This is a genomic window from Jilunia laotingensis, from assembly GCF_014385165.1.
Taxonomy (GTDB): domain Bacteria; phylum Bacteroidota; class Bacteroidia; order Bacteroidales; family Bacteroidaceae; genus Bacteroides; species Bacteroides laotingensis.
Map to the genome: position 1 here is coordinate 4202534 of NZ_JACRTF010000001.1, position 19011 is coordinate 4221544.

Consider the following 19011-nt stretch of genomic DNA (forward strand, 5'->3'; position numbering starts at 1 on the left):
GTGTGGATATTTCCCCCGTTTTGGCCGGCAAACCGTATTTTAGGGGGAATACCTAAAGATACAAAAAAGCCAACTAATTCGCAATACTTTTAGTATGAATTAGTTGGCTAATTTTATAGGATTTACTGAATATCCCTATGTATGTGCTTGGCGAACCCAGTGTCTCATCAATAGTTCTTTTCTCTACTTTTGCTGGTTTGTTGGAAAAACGGTTCCTTTTTATAATTATTCACTTGCAGGAGTCTAATCTTTCTCTCGCACATATCCGTCCGTCAAAGTTTTCATAAATGCCACCAAAGCTTCCTCTTCATCAACGGTCAACTTCAAATCTCCTAACTCGTCTTTATTTACCGTTGCCGTATACTCGGCAGGGGGAAATTCGTTACTTACATCACGGACATTATAAAAATGAACAATCTCTTCTAGAGTCTTGAAATAACCATTATGGCCATAAGGTGCTGTCAACTCCACATTACGTAGTGTAGGCACACGAAATTTTCCATTTTCCTCGGCTTTATTCACAATGGCTCCCAATCCGAGATCAATGGAATCGGATGTCAATAGAAAATATTCGGCAGGAACATTATAATGGGGATTCTCCGGATTTTTGGGAATGCCTAAATTATCGTAAGTATGATCTGTAAAAAGCGTTCGGTGGGCACGCACATCACGGTCAAGAATATGACACTCGGCACAAAGTCCTTTGTTTTGGAAAAGTTCAAGCCCCAGCTTTTCCTGCTTGGTCATAGTATAATTGCCTTTTTTATACGCATCATATTTTGAAGAAAAAGAATTCACCTTTTTAGAAGACTGATAGGCAGCCAAGGCATCTGTGATATAAAAATACATGGAATCTGCATTTTCACTCTCGCCATAGATTCGGATAAACTCAGAATAATAGGGAGTACGCTTCACCTTATCCACCACCATACATTTATTGTGATTGCCCATCTCGACCGGGTTCAGAAAAGGAATAGCTGCTTGAGAGTGTAACGAAGGCGAGCGTCCATCCCAAAATAAGCCACCGACATAGGTACCTTCACTTTCGTCATAATATAAATCCGGAACATACATTGAATAAGAAATAGTCATTGCGTTCCTTTGCGAATAAAGCCCTTTTACAGCCCCTTCGGAAACGGGGCGGGAATCGACATCAGTAAATGCTTTTTCAAGTGTATGACAAGTGGCACATGATTGACCGGCAGGTTCGGAGAGGGATGTATCATGAAACAGTTGTTCACCCAATAACTCTTTTCTCTTTCGCATATTTCCCGAATCATGGATACAGGAAATTAAACCGAACGAACCCAACAATAATACGCAGAATAACAGTTTGTGCTTCATAATACAGAGATTTTGTTAATTGAATACAAAATAAATGATTTATTTTGAACTATACAAAAACAAGAAATAGAAATTAAGCAAAGAAGCCATTAATAATAGAAGAAAGACAAATTCTTTCCTTTTTCAGATGAAATGAGAAGAACAGCAACCGTTTATCTGAAAAGTGCAAAAGTGACAATTTGTATTTATAAAGCATTGACAATGCCATATATTCGTCCCGTTACACATCTACTCTCAAAAAATCGATTGTAGGGCAATCAGCTTTTTATAATTAGTAAGGAAAGCAAGAGAAATTAGAGCATTGTATTCGACTTATGTCATTTATCCGTCACAATCAATAGAAACAAGCATGATACACCATCGTTTTATTATATTCTACAACTCTTCCCAAAGGATGTAAATAGAGAAAAGAGAGCGTCAAAAATGGCTTTTTTTACCAAACAGAAGGCTTTTTGATGAAAGATAGTTACATCATTCGATAGAAAAGGGAATATCTCCTATTGAAAAAGGGATTATCATCCGATGAAAATGCTTATTTCATAGGATGGAAAAGGCAGTCTCAACTGATGATAAAGGTTATTTGACCTCATCGCAAAGCCAGTTTACTTAGTTCAGAGTATAAAAATGGGGCAATTTCCTCCTGTTTCACCTCTTCTGTGAAACATAGTAGTAACTAAAAAGTCAAGAAGGAGAGCAAATAGACATTTTAATAGCATTTTTCATAGATTATTGCACAAATCTGTTGATGTGTTACTTATTAAACCGTTTCAAATCTTTCTTTTCAAACACCCATTCAGGCGTATAGAGTTTACCGGTTGCCTTGGAAGACAGTTCATACCAAGGAGACAATAAAGAGTTTGCCGGATTCACCAAGATATGTATTTGCTGGGCAGGCATATAACTTTGCGCCAATAAATAGACCTTCTTCCGGGTCTCCGGATTTACAGCGACATCCATTACGATCACCGCGTGCCCCGGAGAGCCACCGTGAATAAACACATCTCCCGGTGAAAGAGCGGCATATGGTACTGTAGTAAGCTCCTTCGACAATGATGCCGTACCGGCATACATGAATACCATATCCAAATATTTGCGGAACGATTTGTAAGAATAATCACGGCAGCCGGTAGTATACCATTCTACCCTATTCCCACTTACACGAATGCGATTTCCTTCTGCCCATGTTTTATATTCGGCCGGAAAACCATTCGTAAAATTAAACTTTATCTCATCGTACCTTTTCTGGCTCCAAAGATATTCAGCCCGAAGACGTATCACCGCATCCGCACATTGCTGCAAATCCCTATTGCCAATTTCCATATCAACTACTGCATAAGCAGCAGCCTGGTTCTTTTTCAATTGCCCATTGTAAAGGTGTACTTTGTTACCTTCCGGCAATAAAGGGAGAGAACGCAGGTAAGTGTCAAAAGAATTAGCTGGACATTTTTCACGCACATAGCCCGCAGGAGGGGCTATACGGCTTTCAATACTTTGCCCGTACAAGGACAAGCCGGAAAGAAAAAAAAGAATGCATATGAAAGATTGCCGCTTCATTACTGTTATAAATTTATTGTACTCCGAAAACAGATGTCAAGTTATCATCCGACAACGAACAAAGATACGATAATAATTCATACACAATCTCTTAAAAACTAATTAAATTATGCATGCACTCCCATCCAATTCAGCGACATGATTTCTTTCCAACCTGAAACCCGGATGCAATTTTCCACTTGGGACGCATTATTGTGTGGTTGCGGAAACATAATCCTTTGTCCTACAAAATGGTTGAGGTTCTTGGGATGGTCGTCTATCATGATATCCCCCCGAATGCTCTCCTTACTGCCACAGAAAATCATCTGCTGCCAGGTAATGAAAGGAAAATGTTCATTCAACCAGGCTTGTTTCTCTGTCAGACTTTGGGGAAATTCAGTAGCAGAAGATACAATCAACACCCGGAAACGTTCATTCAGGTAGTGCAACCCTTCCACACTATCCGGTATCACAGGTGCGGTACGAAAGAATCCGGGTGTCATCACGTAATTTCGAAAAGAAGGAAAGGAAAATTCGGACTTCCCTTCCAATTCTTCCATATGTAGAAGAGTTCCTGTATTCTTGAACTCATAATTGATGTACTGGGAATAAACATCAGCCAGTACTCCATCCATGTCTACTAAAATCTGCTTTTCCATTGTTTATTTATAATTTATTAAGTTTTTAATCATTCGTTTTCTTCCGAAACGTACTGTTATGGCTTGAAATCTTCTTTGCGGAAGTCTGTTTATTCTTGCACGATTTCTCATATTCGTTTACACAATTATGCATAAAACCGCAAATCAAAAGAAAATCCTTCAAAAAACAGATCATTCCTTCTCAAATATAGCTATATTTGCGGATGTTTGCAATAGTTAGAACATATATGCTGAAAGAAGAAAGACATCAATACATCCTCAATCGATTGAATGAGAGTAGCCGGATTTATATAACCTCACTGAGCAGTGAGTTAGGAGTGTCGGACGATACTTTACGCCGTGACCTGACGGAATTAGACGAACGAGGACTGTTGACAAAGGTGTATGGTGGAGCTATCCCTAAAGCCGGCATTTCATTCGAATTCGTAGACAGGTTGAATACGGATATGGCCATCAAACATCAATTAGCCGCTAAGGTAATTCCACTGTTTCAGAGTAATGAAGTGATCTTGATGGATGGAGGAACTTCCAACCTGGAAGTGGCACGCCAACTATCGCCCGACATTCCACTGACCATATACACCAACAGTTTCCCAATAGCAAACGAACTCATGCAAAAGCCGCAGGTTGAACTCATTTTTATCGGTGGTAAAGTATTCCCTCCATCGCAGGTAACAGTAGGCGTAACGGTATTCCAAACTTTACAAACCATTCGCCCGGATTGGTTGGTATTGGGTATAAGCAATGTACATCCTCAACAGGGACTAACCTGCCCCGATCGTGAAGAAGCATTCGTAAAACGCCTGATGGTGGAGCGGGCACGTCAAAGAATAGTTATAGCCAATAGTCTGAAATTGAATACCGCTGAGACTTACACAGTGGCATCCCTAGGAGATGTGGATTATCTTGTGACGGAAGATGAAAAAATTGATCACATCCGAAAAAGTTGGATAAACCAACCCAAGAACATCATCTAATAAGAATCGAGCGATAAAAGCATATTTACCATATCCTATGATAGCGGGAATTACCGCGTCAAACAACCACGGTAGCTATTATCTGTATAAAAAGAATAAGAAAAACCATTGCAATAGGATAAACCGTAGCATAGGCCACACTCGGAATATTGCTATCTACCATCGAATCGGCAGCAGCAAGACCGGGCGTACTGGTCATGCCCCCCGTAATGGTACCTAACAAATCGAGTAAGGAAATCTTAAATACCAAACGACCTACAATAACAGCTACCAGCATAGGTATTAAAGTAATGGCAGCCCCTACTCCGAACATCAGCAATCCGCTTTCCTGAAATGTGGCAACCAGATTCTTTCCGGCAGAAGTTCCGACTTCAGCAAGGAAAAGTAACAACCCCAACTGACGCAGCAATTGGTTAGCCGGACCGGACATAGACCACATGATAGGGCCGGTCTTTCCCACAGCACTCAACATCAGAGCCATCATCAATATCCCACCAGTCAGTCCCGGAGAAAAAGAAAGCCCCCCGGGAAAGGTGATATTAAGCTTACCGAACAACACGCCAAGCACAATACCCATCGCAATAGGGAAGAAATCAGTATCAGAAAGCTTTTTAGCATTATTGCCAAGCAAACGAGCCACTCCTTTCAGACCTTCCCTTTCACCTACCACCATGAGTTTATCACCGAACTTCAATGCTAGATCGGGAGAAGGTGAAAGGTCGATACCGCTTCGACGTACCCGGGTCACGGTACATCCGAAATTACGTTGCAGGTTCAAGTCGCCCAACTGTTTGTTTATCATGTCTTTCTTTGTCAGCAACAAAGACTCTATTTCCTGTGTCTTATCCAAAGGAAGTTCGCCCTCCTCACGTTTGCCTATCAATACAGCAAGCTGGTTCAAGGAGTCCTCACTGCCTACCGCCTGAATGTAATCTCCTTCATAAAGCACAGAGTTCGCTTTAGGGATAGCAATTTCCTCGCCATGCTTCAAACGTGATATCACAGCCCCCGTCATGGCACGGGCATTAATCTGCATCAAGCTCCTACCGAATACACTCGGATTGGTAACACGATAGATGCAGGTATTCAGTTCCGGGAACTCTCCCCGACGTTCAATTTCCAGTCGGCGAGCCTCTTGGTCAAGATCGACCTTCATTATTTTAGGGAGCAACTTTACAAAGAGAATCACACCGATAACGCCAAAAGGATAAGCAATACCATAAGCAATGGATGCCAGTGGTGAATTAGTACTGTCGATAGCTACCGCAAGTCCCGGTGTACTGGTAAGTGCCCCGGCAATCAGCCCTACGACACTTGGCGTATCGATATCAAATGCATATTTTAATCCTATCGCTGTCAGTGAAGCTGAACAAATAATAAGCATCGTAATAAGAATCAATGTCTTTCCCTTACTTCGAAAGGAATCAAAAAATCCGGGACCAGCCTGAATGCCAATGGTAAAAATGAACAATACCAGTCCGAAGTTCCCCAGTTCTTTGGGAATGACCACACCGAAATGACCGAAGAGAAGGGCTATAAAGATCACTGCTGATACATCGAGCGATAAGCCCTTAATCTTAATTCTTCCCAACATGAAACCTAACGCGACTATGAGAAAAAGTGCGAAATAAGAGGAGTTCAATAAATCAGTAAACATAGGATTCTAAGTGTATTTGTTAGTTCGGGGGACAAAGGTACGTAAAAAAGCTTCAATCAGCAAGTTTCTTCCTTACCGGTGAGGTATCCACACCCAAGTTTGAAGGATGATAATACATACTTATTGTGATTTCAACAGGTCTTTTTACTCTTTTTGAGGTATTGTAGCACTTCATTTTATGATCGAACTTTGCAACCGGTTAAAGAGATGAATCAAAATTAGTATCAAAACCCCAAATTAAAAGAATAATGAAAAACTTAGGAAATTTAGCAGTACTGTTATTCATGCTATGCGCATGCACCTCATGTAACAATGATGATGACAACACCAAACCGGAACTGGCCCAAAAGGTTGCCGGCACTTACAACGGTGATATTGAACTAAGTGTACAAGAAGCATCGCAAGGCACCAAAGGTGTGGAGATATCTGTGAACCGTATTGCTGAAGACACCGTGGATGTCACGTTTCCAGCCATCAGTTTCGGTAGCCGCACTATTCCGTCTGTCAAATCGGGTGCCAAAGTAGCTTTGAACAACAATGGAAGTTACTCCCTCACAGGAACTCTTTCTGCAAAGGACGGAGATATCAACATTACCGGAAACTTTGAAGGAACTGTCAACGGAAAAACATTGGAGATGAATATCAGTTACCAACTCGGTGCCATGCCTTCTCCGATTAAAGCTATATTCAGCGGAAGCCAGTCACAAGCATCGCTTACAGTAAATACATCAGCTTACGATACATGGACATATGTCAATCTTAAAACAGGCGAAACACAGACATTGAAAGATTTCAATGCCTGGGAGTATTACAGTAACGGTCAAGTGGTAGAAACTAAAGAAGCTACCGGAGATGCCTCTTTAATAAAGATAGACTGGCATATCGCCATCCATCGTTATGACATAAAGACCAACGGTGGAGCAGCACTGGCAACGGAAGAAACGGCTATGAATGCCGTAAAGAACATTCCAGCCGAAGGATATACTGCCGATGAGCAAACCGAAAATGAGGTTATTGTAGATATGAGTGGCATGATGGATGGAAAGATCGGTTATGTAAAATCTCCCCTAAACAGAGTACTCAGCCAATGGCTCACCAAAACTCCAACGGGTGGAATGCCTCCTTACGAATATGAGGAAACCAATCTGATTTATCTGCTCAAATGCGCTGATGGAACTTACGCCAAACTAAAATTCACCGATCATCAGGATACGGAAGGCAATACAGGTCGTGTAAGTTTCACTTACGAATATCCCGTAGAATAAGAACATTCGGTATATGAAAATATCAAAATTACTATGCATCATGACGAGTGTGATGTTGTTATCCGTTTGGAATACAACCGCACAGGCTGATGACTATAACGGAGACAATGCCATTGTAAAACGCACCATAAAAGGAGTGGTTCTCGATGAAACGGGAACCGCTCTTCCCGGTGCCTCCATCATAGTAGAAGGCACTACTATCGGAGCAGGGACGAATGCTAAAGGAGAATTCACTTTACAGTTACGTGAAAAAGGTGCGCAGAGATTACGTATCAGTTTTACCGGTTATGAGACGCAGGAATACCTAGTAGATGCCTCTGATAACAGCCTTGTTACCATACGCCTAACGCCCTCCGAGAACTTACTGACAGAAGTGGTCGTGACGGGAAGCCATACTGAAAAGCCCCTGAAAGAAACTCCGGTACTGACCCGGGTTATCAGCCAAAGGGACATACAGACGCTCAATCCGATGGATATCGAAACTCTCTTGCAGTACGAACTACCCGGTTTGCAGATAGGATATGACAATATGAGCCAATTGCCCACTATCACTTATCAGGGTGTAGGAGGAGAATATCTGCTATTTTTGGTAGATGGCGAACGTATCAGCGGTGAAGGTTCCGACCATAACGTCGATTTTACGAGATTCAACATTGACGATATCGAACGCATCGAAGTGATAAAAGGATCACAATCCACCCTTTATGGTTCTAATGCATTGGGAGGGGTGATCAATATCATCACCAAAAGTGCCAATCGTCCTTTTACGGGGAATGTGAACGCACGATATGCCGGCTCAAACGGACAAAAGTATTCAATAGGTGCAGGTACTAAACAAAGCCGCTTTTCTTCTTATTCCAATCTGACCTACCGCACCAGAGACACCTACACTGTCGGTGATGACGAAGGGAAAAAAAACACAATCGTCAATCCCGATGGCAGCATAGGAGGAGAAACCATCGACAATGTGCAGTCAACTACCGTCTATGGCTATCAGATATGGGATGCCTCACAAAAATTCGGATATTCATTCACGGACAAACTGAGCGCAGAACTAAAAGGATCTTTCTATCACAACCAACGGGATATCCGTACCGGGAAAGTATACCAGGATTTATTCATCGATTACGCTGTTAATGCCAAAGTAAAGTACTTATTCAATATTAATCACCAGCTGGAAGCATCGTATATATACGATAACTATAAAAAGGACAAGAATTACTTTAATGCAGGATTTACCCGTACCGATTACCGGAATCGTACGCAATCCGCCCGTATCAGCTATACGGGGATCATGGGCGACCATACGTTGAGTGCGGGCATTGAAACCAATCTGGAATATCTGAAACATTATATGATGAAAGACAGTGCCGACGCCAGCATGGAAACTTACGTACTCTATCTGCAAGAGGATTGGAAAGTGACAGACCGGGTAAACCTGATAGCCGGGCTACGAAGTGATTATCATGACAAATACGGACTGCACGTCACTCCCAAACTTTCGACAATGTATCGTCCCTGTGAAGTATTCACCCTGCGCGCCTCCTACTCCATGGGATTCCGGTCTCCTTCATTGAAAGAGTTATACCAAGAATATTTTATGGGCGGATTCATGTGGTTATATGGTAATCCGGATTTGAATCCGGAAACAAGCCATCAGTTCGCTTTAAGTGCAGAAGCTGAAAAAGGCGGGTTCAATGCCTCCGTCTCCGCCTATCACAATCGTTTTAGAGACAAGATAGGTTACGCCAGGGCAGACGGAGGAATGAAATATGTAAATGCGGAAAAAGCCCGTACTACCGGAGTGGAAGGTATCATACGCTATCGAATGGAATTCGGACTCATGCTGACCGGATCTTATGCTTATGTGAACGATTATGAAGAGATAGACGGACACAATGCGTCATCGGTACGCCCCCATAGTCTGACCTTCAATGCTTCGTACAACCATAAATTCGGGAAGATAGGAGTCAATGCAGCTTTGAACGGACAATGGACTTCCAAATTAAGCACCTATTCTATCAATCAAGATCAGACTTATGAACGGGTTTCTTATGATCCGCGCACCCTCTGTTCATTCAATGCCGGAGTCCAGTTGCCGAGAGGAATTAGCCTGAACTTCGGTATAGACAATCTCCTGAATTATAAAGACAAAGCCGCAGACAGTTCATTACAACTGCCTCAAAAAGGGATCAGTTATGTAGGTACCGTCAATATTAATCTTGCCGACATGTTCAATCTATAGGCAATAACAACAAAGAAATACTAAAAAAGCAATGAAAAAGAAAACACTCATCATCGGTGGCTGCCTCGTGCTACTCCTGTTAGGAGGAATAGGGGTATGGAATAAATTGTGCAGCACGACAAAAGTGGCTTTCATAAATTTCCAAACCCTGCAAATGGGAAGTTTATCGAAAGCGAATGATAACTCTTTTATCAAATTGAGCGAACTCAGTCCCGAAGAATTCGATCGGCTGACAGATTACGATATGGTATTTGTCAACGGCATGGGATTACGGATCGTTGAAGAACAACGGATGCAATTACAACAGGCTGCAGACAAAGGTATTCCCATATATACCAGTATGGCTACCAACCCTGCCAACAATATATGCAATCTAGATTCCACCCGACAAAAACAAATACGCGCTTATCTCAGTAATGGGGGAAAACGCAACTACCGCAGCTTATTGTCGTATATCCGTAAAGAAATCGACGGCAAACTGATCTCCTCTCCCGAACCGGAAAAGGTAATAGAAAAAGCATCGGACATTTTATATCATGCCGGAGTGAAAAACCCAGAAGAAGAAATGGAATTCGTAACGGTATCTGAATACGAAAAGTTTCTCCATGAAAATGGATTGTACAAAGAAGGCGCACACAAGATCGTAGTGACAGGTCAGATGGCGGATGCAACCGATCTGATTGCGGCACTCGAAAAAACAGGTTACACGGTTTATCCGGTTTCATCCATGCGTCGTTTCCAAACATTTCTGGAAGAGATCAACCCCGATGCCGTGATCAACATGGCACATGGGCGTTTAGGTGATCAAGTAGTAGACTATCTGACAGCCAAAAACATTCTTCTGTTCTCCCCACTTACTATCAACAGTCTGGTAGAAGAGTGGGAAAATGATCCGATGGGCATGAACGGAGGCTTCTTGTCCCAAAGTGTAGTGACACCCGAAATAGATGGAGCCATACGCCCCTTTGCACTCTTCGCCCAATATACAGACAACGAAGGGATAAGACATTCGTTCGCCATACCCGAAAGGTTGGAAACCTTCGTGAAAACTGTAGATAATTACCTCTCCCTAAAAGAGAAACCGAATAGCGAAAAACGAGTAGCCATCTACTACTATAAAGGAGCAGGTCAAAACGCACTGACGGCAGGAGGAATGGAAGTAGCCCCCTCACTCTTCAACTTATTGACACGCCTAAAACAAGAAGGCTATAAAGTAGAGGGATTGCCCGCAAACAGCAAAGAGCTTGAACGGATGATCCAAGCCCAGGGAGCGGTATTCGGTGCTTATGCCGAGGGAGCATTCAGTGAATTCATGAAGACAGGGAAACCGGCACTTATCAGTAAAGAAGAGTATGAGACATGGATCAAACAAAGCCTTCGCCCCGAAAAATATGCCGAAGTAGTAGCGGCAAACGGAGAATTTCCGGGAGAATACATGACTACTCCCGATGGAAAACTAGGTGTTGCCCACGTACAATTCGGCAATGTAGTGCTTTTGCCACAGAATGCAGCCGGTAAAGGGGACAATTCATTTAAAGTAGTACATGGCACGAATGCCGCACCCCCTCACACCTATATAGCTTCTTACCTTTGGATGCAACATGGATTTAAAGCAGACGCATTGATTCACTTCGGTACACACGGAAGTCTGGAATTTACTCCTAAAAAGCAGGTAGCTCTATGTAGCAACGACTGGCCCGACCGTCTGGTAGGTACGGTACCTCATTTCTACATCTATTCTATCGGTAACGTGGGAGAAGCAATGATGGCGAAACGACGTTCCTATGCGACGCTGCAATCGTACCTTACCCCGCCATTCATGGAAAGCAGTGTACGTGGAATCTATCGTGAGTTGAACGAGAAAATTAAAATATACAATAATAAATTAGGGAATTGCAATTGCAATGATCCTGAACATGCGACCCCAAAAGACACGCGAACAACAGAAGACTTGCAGCGTGCATCCCTCGCTGTAAAGGCAGCAACGGTCAAATTAGGTATTCATCGTGAACTTGGTCTTGACAGCCTGTTAAACGTTCCGTACACGGAAGAGGATATATTACGTATCGAAAACTTCGCGGAAGAACTCGCCACTGAAAAAATAACCGGACAATTATACACAATGGGCGTTCCCTATGAAGCCGAACGTATCACTTCATCCCTCTATGCCATGGCTACCGAACCGATAGCTTACAGCCTTTTGGCACTTGACAAGTTACGGGGAAAGGCAGATGAACGAACCCGGAAACATCGTACCCTATTTACACAGCAGTATCTCAATCCGGCACATGAACTGGTGACACGAGTCATAGCTAACCCATCCATTGTCTCCAATGAGTTAATATGCCGCACAGCCGGAATTACTCCTCAAGAGCTGGAAACTGCCCATGCCATAGATGCAGAGCGCAATGCCCCCAAAGGAATGATGGCGATGATGATGGCTGGCGGCAAAGGTTCAAGCAAGATGAATGCTTCTAGGGGAAAGAATAAAAAGGAATACAGCAAAGAGGAGGTGGAAAAAGCACTTGCTATTCTGGAAGTGGAACGTACCGTAAAGAATGTGGGAAACTACAAAAACGAGTTACAAATGAGTCCTGAAAAAGAGTTGAGAAGCATTATAAATTCTTTAAATGGCGGATACACGATACCCTCACCGGGTGGCGATCCGATAGCCAATCCGAATACTCTGCCTACCGGACGCAATTTATATGCCATCAATGCCGAAGCTACCCCTTCGGAATCAGCTTGGGAGAAAGGCATCCAACTTGCCAACCAGACCATCAACGAATACCGTCGCCGTCACAACGACTCCATACCGCGCAAAGTGAGCTATACCCTTTGGTCAAGTGAATTTATCGAAACAGGCGGAGCTACCATCGCACAAGTCCTTTATATGTTGGGGGTAGAACCCATACGCGATGCATTTGGTCGTGTAAGCGATTTGCGCCTGATTCCATCTGCCGAGCTGGGTCGTCCGCGCATTGACGTAGTAGTACAAACCTCCGGACAACTCCGTGATCTTGCAGCTTCCCGTCTTTTCCTGATCAACCGGGCGGTAGAAATGGCAGCAAACGCCAAAGGAGACAACTATGAGAATCTGGTTGCCGCCAGTGTAGTAGAAGCCGAAAGGACATTGACAGACAAAGGCCTTAGTCCGAAAGATGCCCGGGAGATGTCCACTTTCCGTGTATTCGGTGGGGTGAACGGAGGATATGGAACCGGCATTCAAGGAATGGTGCAAGCCGGTGACCGTTGGGAAAATGAATCGGAAATAGCCGATGTATATTTGAATAATATGGGTGCCTATTATGGCAATGAAAAAAACTGGGAAGCATTCAGGCAATTTGCTTTTGAAGCCGCACTGACCCGTACAGATGTTGTCATACAACCTCGTCAAAGTAACACATGGGGAGCCTTGAGCCTAGATCATGTATACGAATTCATGGGAGGAATGAACCTCGCTGTACGCAATGTCACCGGGAAAGATCCCGATGCTTATTTCAGCGACTACCGTAACCGTAACAATATGCGGGTGCAAGAGTTGAAAGAGTCAATTGGAATAGAAAGCCGTACTACGATCCTCAATCCGGCCTACATCAAAGAAAAGATGAAAGGAGAATCTTCTTCCGCTTCCGGATTTGCCGAAATCGTCACAAATACATATGGATGGAATGTGATGAAACCGGCTGTCATCGATAAGGAGTTATGGGAAGATATCTATGATGTATATGTCAATGACCGTTTCCAACTGGGTGTAAAAGAATATTTCGAGAAACAAAATCCGGCAGCTTTGGAAGAGATGAGCGCTGTCATGCTCGAAACCATCCGTAAAGGAATGTGGAAAGCAAGCGAAGCACAGATAACCGAACTGACAAAACTGCATACGGAACTGGTCAACAAATATCGTCCTTCCTGTTCAGGATTTGTTTGCGACAATGCCAAATTGCGGGAATTTATTGCTTCCAAAGCGGATGCACCGACCGCCTCTCAATATAAAAAGAACATAGCCACAATCCGTGAAGCACAGGTGGACGGTGATAATAAAGGGGTAGTAATGAAAAAAGAGGAGATGAATCAGCCGACCGAGGGGCAAACCAATACACTGAGTAATATTGCAGTAGGCGTTGCAGTCGTCCTAGTTGTCCTGGCATTGGTGATATTCATCCGTCGTCGCAAAAAGATCTGAATATGGACACTGTTGTACTTGTATTGATGATCTTGACTGCTTTTAACTTTTTGTTAAAGCAAACTTTCTGGAAAGCAATGGCAGTAGGTATCTTATCTATAGCCTGTGCTTTGTTTGCCGGATTGACATGGCCGTATGCCATCGAACAGTCAAAGACTCAGATAGCGGACTGGTTGGGCAACCCGTCTCTAATGCTCGATACTTCCGTTTTTCTGACCATTGAAGTTTCTCTGCAAATGGCGTATGCCATGCTAGCAGTACACGTAGCCAATGATTATCCGGTAAAGCCCCGAACGCTCCTCGCCTATCGTCTACTGCGCTGGTTTCCGGGATTAATAATTTTTCCGGTACTGTTCAGCGGATTGGTATATCTTATTTTCACATTCCCCGGTGTTACCTTTACAACCATTGCAGGAAGTTACGCTGCATTTATACTGATAGCAATTCCGCTTGGACGTTTACTGATTCTCCGGTTACTTCCGGAAAAAGAATTAAGACTGGAATTATTCTTCCTGACCAATGCACTGGTCGCTATATTGGGAATTGTAGCCACCGTAAACGGCCGAACTTCCGTTGCAGGTGTAAGTGAAGTGAACTTCATGGCACTTGCCGGTACCCTAGGAATTACGGTTGCAGGCATACTCCTCGGCTGGTGTTGGTGGAAATTAAAGAATCGGCTTAAAATCTCACCTTAATGTATTTTATTCGGTTTCTTTCAATTTTCTCTAAAGAGAGCCCTATGTTTCTTACTACAAACCCCTTTAAAAAGACATATAAATAAATCAAAAATAACGAATAACGATGAATATCATATCAGACATTTTATATTGGATTTCAACAGGTCTTTTAGTACCTGTTATTGTATTGTTAATTTTCCTGTTTTGCCGTTCTTTGCTCCTAATAGGCAATTTCTACGGACAATACTTGTCTATCCGGAAGACCGAAGCCATCCTGCGCAAAGAACTAAGTACACTAACTCCAGTGACGTTAGATGAACTAAGTGACAAACTGCCCGAAAGCTCCTCGTCACTTGTGATCAATTCTATAAAACAGATACTTGAAGCACAAAATACCCCTGCACAAGTGCAACGCCTCATTGCTAACTTTGAAATTGCAGCCGACAAAGACCTTGCAATATCAAAGACGCTCACAAAATTAGGTCCCATTTTAGGTCTGATGGGTACGCTCATCCCGATGGGACCTGCATTGGCAGGACTGGCAAGTGGTGATATTGCCTCTATGGCGTACAATATGCAAATTGCTTTTGCAACCACCGTAGTGGGACTTGTAGCCGGTGCTATCGGGTTTCTCACCCAACAAGTAAAACAACGCTGGTATCTTCAGGACATGACTAATCTGGAATTTATCGCAGCACTAATCAATGAAAAAATCAAGAGAGATGAAGCGTAATTTACTAAGAAAAGAGGAAGACAGCGACCCGATCAGTGTCGTATCCAATTTATTTGATGTAGCCATGGTTTTTGCCGTTGCACTCATGGTAGCACTCGTCAGCCGGTATAATATGACAGAAGTATTTTCCCAGGAAGATTATACTATGGTGAAAAATCCGGGAAAGGAAAATATGGAAATTATCACGAAGGAGGGGCAAAAAATAAACCGATATACTCCTTCTGAAAATCAGGAGCAAAAGAAAGATGGTAAACGTGGCAAGAAAGTAGGTATTGCCTACGAACTGGATAATGGTGAAATTATTTATGTTCCCGAAGAATAAAAAAGAATTTCACAAATAAGGGGAAGCCACCGGAATGAATTGAAATATTTATTCCGGTGGTTTTGAGCCTGTTTAAAATCCTTTTCTATTTACGTGCATCAGCTATAAAGCCTAGAGCTTCGGCACATTTAGCTGTTACGTAAGCCCAATCTTCAACAGCAATTTTATCATCAGGGAAAAGTTTGCCCCCCATACCCATACAAAATACACCTACTTCGATCCATAAGGCTAAATTCTCCTGAGTCGGCTCTACGCCACCGGTCACCATCAGTTTAGACCACGGCATCGGAGCCAATAGCTCTTTTACAAATTTCACACCCAGCACATCCGCTGGAAATATTTTACATAAATCACAACCTGCTTCCTGGGCAAAACCTACTTCCGACAGGGTTCCACATCCGGGAATATAAAGTACGAGACGTCGATTGCATACCTTTGCTATTTCAGGGTTGAACAAGGGACCTACAATGAAACAAGCACCCAACTGTAAATAGAGGGCAGCCGTTGCCGGATCGACAATGGAGCCTACTCCCATTGCCATTTCAGGACATTCTTTTGTGGCAAATTTCACCGTTTCAGCAAACACTTCATGGGCAAAATCACCACGGTTTGTAAATTCGAAAGCACGGATACCACCTTCATAACAAGCCTTTACCACTTTCTTTGCCACATCTGCATCCTTATGATAGAATACAGGTACCATTCCTGTTGAACCCATTTTGTTCAACACTGCTATTTTATCAAATTTTGCCATCGTCTTACTTATACAATTTATACATTAAGCCACCATAATGCAGGCGTACAAAGGTACAATAACTTTCGTAATAGCAAAGGCTGCTATCCGGCAGATGTATCAACCGGGATCAATCCGTTCAAATACATGTTCTGCAGATTCGTGAGATAACAAAAACGGCATGAATTACTTCGTGTCGCTTTTCTCATAAATTCTTAGTATCTTTGCAGCCCAAATAAGAATACAGCTATACATAATGAACGAAGAAAAGATAAATAAGGACCTTTCAGGTTGGTTGGCACTCAGCCCGTTATTTGTTTTCTTATGCCTCTATCTGGTGACCTCGGTCATCGTCAATGATTTCTATAAAGTCCCGATTACCGTAGCATTTTTAGTATCTTCCTGCTATGCTATTGCCATTACCCGCGGATTAAAACTGGATCAACGCATTTATCAGTTTTCGGTGGGTGCTTCCAATAAAAATATCATGTTAATGATATGGATTTTTATCCTCGCAGGCGCATTTGCACAAAGTGCCAAACAGATGGGAGCTATCGATGCGACTGTAAATCTCACCTTGCATATCCTGCCCGATAATCTATTACTGGCAGGCATATTTATTGCCGCCTGTTTTATCTCACTTTCCATCGGTACAAGTGTCGGTACGATTGTTGCACTGACTCCCGTAGCTACCGGATTGGCGGCAAAAACAGGTATAGATGTTCCTTTCATGGTGGCCGTAGTAGTAGGCGGTTCTTTTTTCGGTGATAACCTGTCCTTCATTTCCGATACCACCATTGCTTCCACGAAGACTCAGGGATGTGTGATGCGGGACAAATTCCGGGTGAATTCGATGGTGGTAGTTCCGGCAGCGATCATCGTACTGGGCATCTATGTCGTGCAAGGATTATCCGTCACGGCGATTCCTTCGATTCAGGAAATAGAGTGGATAAAAGTCATTCCTTATCTCATTGTTTTGGGAACGGCTGTGGCGGGTATCAATGTGATGATTATCTTGTTACTCGGAATTATTTCTACTGCCATAATCGGGATCGTAACCGGAAGTTTTGGCGTTTTCGACTGCTTTGCCGCTATGGGAAACGGTATTACCGGCATGGGCGAACTTATTATCATTACGTTGCTTGCCGGAGGAATGCTCGAAACCATTCGTTTTAATGGAGGAATCAATTTCATTATCACTAAACTCACCCGCCATGTCCATGGGAAACGGGGTGCAGAATTATGTATCGCAGCTTTAGTAAGTATCGCCAACCTTTGTACGGCCAACAATACCATAGCCATTATCACCACCGGTCCCATCGCTAAAGATATTGCTAAAAAGTTCAACCTCGACCGTAGGAAAACAGCCAGTATCCTCGACACATTTTCCTGTTTTATCCAGGGAATCATCCCCTATGGAGCGCAAATGTTGATGGCAGCAGGGGTAGCCGGCATTTCTCCGATCAGCATTGTCGGTAATCTGTATTATCCTTTCACGATGGGAACTTTTGCACTTCTGGCAATTATTTTTAGATATCCCAGAAAGTATTCGTAAGGAATTCAAGACAGAAAAGTAAAGAACCTGTTTAAATTTGCTCAGCCTTCCTCTTAGGAGTTCTTTCATAGCAAAATTTAAACAAGCTCTAAGAGACAGTTTTGTTTTTTATCCAGTGCTTATTTAAAAATATTCAGCAATTTTAGAGAGATTCAGCCAATGTCCCTATTTACTGTAAGATGCCTTTACAAAAGGAGCGTTTAAAAGATAATCCAAACTTTGTTTTACACTTTCTTCCACCTCACAACTATAACTTTCAATTTCAGCAACGATATGCTTTACTCCGGCTGTTTTTGCATTCCGGAAGATAGCATCAAATCCCACCATGCCACTTTGACCTATTTCCCGGTGATCTTTGATATGAAGCATAGTGAAGCGTCCCGGATATTTATTAAAATAGTCAATCGGACTATTTTGTCCTCTCACCACCCAATATACATCCATTTGGAAAAATACATATTCAGGATTGGTATTCTCCAACATATAGTCCATCATTACTACTTTATCTTCCACCTTTTGGAATTCGTGCGCATGATTATGATATCCGTATTGCAAACCGTTCAGCCTACATTTTTTGCCGATCTCATTGAAATAATTACAATAGGTTTTCAAATCTTTTACTGTCTTAGGAACATTCATCCAAGGAGTTACAATATATTTCATACCAGCAGCCTTATGAGCAGCAATACATTGATCCCACCATCTTAATGATTCCGAAAAATCACCGGAAGCCAGTTCCTCATCCGACAATCCTCTTGTGCAATGTGAAGACAATACGGTCATTCCGGCAGCTTCAACCGCCCGTTTAAATTCTTTAGGGGGCTTACCGTAGAATTTACCATTGTCATAATTGGCTGCTTCAACACTGGTATATCCCATTTGTGCCAGATCTTTCAATACGGCATTTATATCCTTTCCCTCATTTATAATATCCCTCACCGAATAAAGCTGGATGCATACCTCTTTTTTATTTTTTGCATCCATAAATTGAGGTAGTGCCATAATCACAGCGAACAAGAGCCAAAAATATCTTTTTTTCATTGTATCCTATATTAAATAAAAACAAACTCCATTGAAGAGCAATCACCATTGACCCTCCCCAATGAAGCTTATTCAATTAAAAAT

At 42.6% G+C, this 19011-nt stretch carries 14 protein-coding genes; 8 read left to right on the forward strand and 6 right to left on the reverse strand.

Features of this window, described 5'->3' with window-relative positions:
* Nucleotides 1-243: 243 nt before the first annotated feature.
* From H8744_RS16495 to H8744_RS16505, 3 genes are all read right to left on the reverse strand, one after another.
* On the reverse strand, nt 244-1347 hold the full coding sequence (locus tag H8744_RS16495) for a cytochrome-c peroxidase (RefSeq protein ID WP_369411080.1): 1104 nt from the start codon (nt 1345-1347) through the stop codon (nt 244-246).
* Nucleotides 1348-2094: 747 nt separating this feature from the next.
* The gene (locus H8744_RS16500) at nt 2095-2898 is read right to left on the reverse strand and encodes a DUF4846 domain-containing protein (protein ID WP_262435898.1); all 804 of its coding nucleotides are present in this window, start codon (nt 2896-2898) and stop codon (nt 2095-2097) included.
* 107 nt (nt 2899-3005) lie between these two features.
* Nucleotides 3006-3536 (reverse strand): 5' nucleotidase, NT5C type, encoded by a 531-nt coding sequence (locus H8744_RS16505; RefSeq protein WP_262435899.1) that lies wholly within the window; start codon nt 3534-3536, stop codon nt 3006-3008.
* 227 nt (nt 3537-3763) lie between these two features.
* Between H8744_RS16505 and H8744_RS16510 the strand changes: the two genes are divergently transcribed.
* A complete protein-coding gene (locus tag H8744_RS16510; RefSeq protein ID WP_262435900.1) occupies nt 3764-4513 on the forward strand; it encodes a DeoR/GlpR family DNA-binding transcription regulator in 750 nt (249 codons plus the stop codon).
* A gap of 58 nt (nt 4514-4571) precedes the next feature.
* On the opposite strand, the gene H8744_RS16515 is transcribed toward H8744_RS16510, so the two are convergent.
* Nucleotides 4572-6170, reverse strand: a complete 1599-nt coding sequence (locus tag H8744_RS16515) for an aspartate:alanine exchanger family transporter (RefSeq protein ID WP_262435901.1) — start codon at nt 6168-6170, stop codon at nt 4572-4574.
* Nucleotides 6171-6418: 248 nt separating this feature from the next.
* Here H8744_RS16515 and H8744_RS16520 point away from each other — a divergent pair, with 248 nt between their 5' ends.
* The 6 genes from H8744_RS16520 to H8744_RS16545 all read left to right on the forward strand — a co-directional run bounded on the left by H8744_RS16520 (nt 6419) and on the right by H8744_RS16545 (nt 15598).
* The gene (locus H8744_RS16520) at nt 6419-7435 is read left to right on the forward strand and encodes an HmuY family protein (protein ID WP_262435902.1); all 1017 of its coding nucleotides are present in this window, start codon (nt 6419-6421) and stop codon (nt 7433-7435) included.
* Between the two features lie 13 nt (nt 7436-7448).
* Nucleotides 7449-9680, forward strand: coding sequence for a TonB-dependent receptor (locus H8744_RS16525; RefSeq protein WP_262435903.1), 2232 nt, complete (start codon nt 7449-7451; stop codon nt 9678-9680).
* Between the two features lie 31 nt (nt 9681-9711).
* Nucleotides 9712-13866: a cobaltochelatase subunit CobN gene (locus H8744_RS16530; protein WP_262435904.1), complete on the forward strand. Its 4155-nt coding sequence runs from the start codon at nt 9712-9714 to the stop codon at nt 13864-13866.
* Between the two features lie 2 nt (nt 13867-13868).
* Complete coding sequence (gene hmuT, locus H8744_RS16535; protein WP_262435905.1) at nt 13869-14561, forward strand: HmuT family protein; 693 nt, start codon at nt 13869-13871, stop codon at nt 14559-14561.
* A gap of 106 nt (nt 14562-14667) precedes the next feature.
* Nucleotides 14668-15276, forward strand: coding sequence for a MotA/TolQ/ExbB proton channel family protein (locus H8744_RS16540; protein ID WP_262435906.1), 609 nt, complete (start codon nt 14668-14670; stop codon nt 15274-15276).
* Complete coding sequence (locus H8744_RS16545) at nt 15266-15598, forward strand: DUF2149 domain-containing protein (RefSeq protein WP_262435907.1); 333 nt, start codon at nt 15266-15268, stop codon at nt 15596-15598. The genes H8744_RS16540 and H8744_RS16545 overlap by 11 nt, the downstream gene beginning before the upstream one ends.
* 85 nt (nt 15599-15683) lie before the next feature.
* On the opposite strand, the gene H8744_RS16550 is transcribed toward H8744_RS16545, so the two are convergent.
* Entirely contained in the window at nt 15684-16352 is a 669-nt protein-coding gene (locus H8744_RS16550) for a bifunctional 4-hydroxy-2-oxoglutarate aldolase/2-dehydro-3-deoxy-phosphogluconate aldolase (protein WP_262435908.1), read from the reverse strand.
* Between the two features lie 235 nt (nt 16353-16587).
* Here H8744_RS16550 and H8744_RS16555 point away from each other — a divergent pair, with 235 nt between their 5' ends.
* A complete protein-coding gene (locus H8744_RS16555; protein WP_262435909.1) occupies nt 16588-17886 on the forward strand; it encodes a Na+/H+ antiporter NhaC family protein in 1299 nt (432 codons plus the stop codon).
* Nucleotides 17887-18051: 165 nt separating this feature from the next.
* Here the strand turns inward: H8744_RS16555 and H8744_RS16560 are convergent, their stop codons facing one another.
* Nucleotides 18052-18927: a sugar phosphate isomerase/epimerase family protein gene (locus H8744_RS16560; RefSeq protein WP_262435910.1), complete on the reverse strand. Its 876-nt coding sequence runs from the start codon at nt 18925-18927 to the stop codon at nt 18052-18054.
* Nucleotides 18928-19011: the final 84 nt, after the last annotated feature.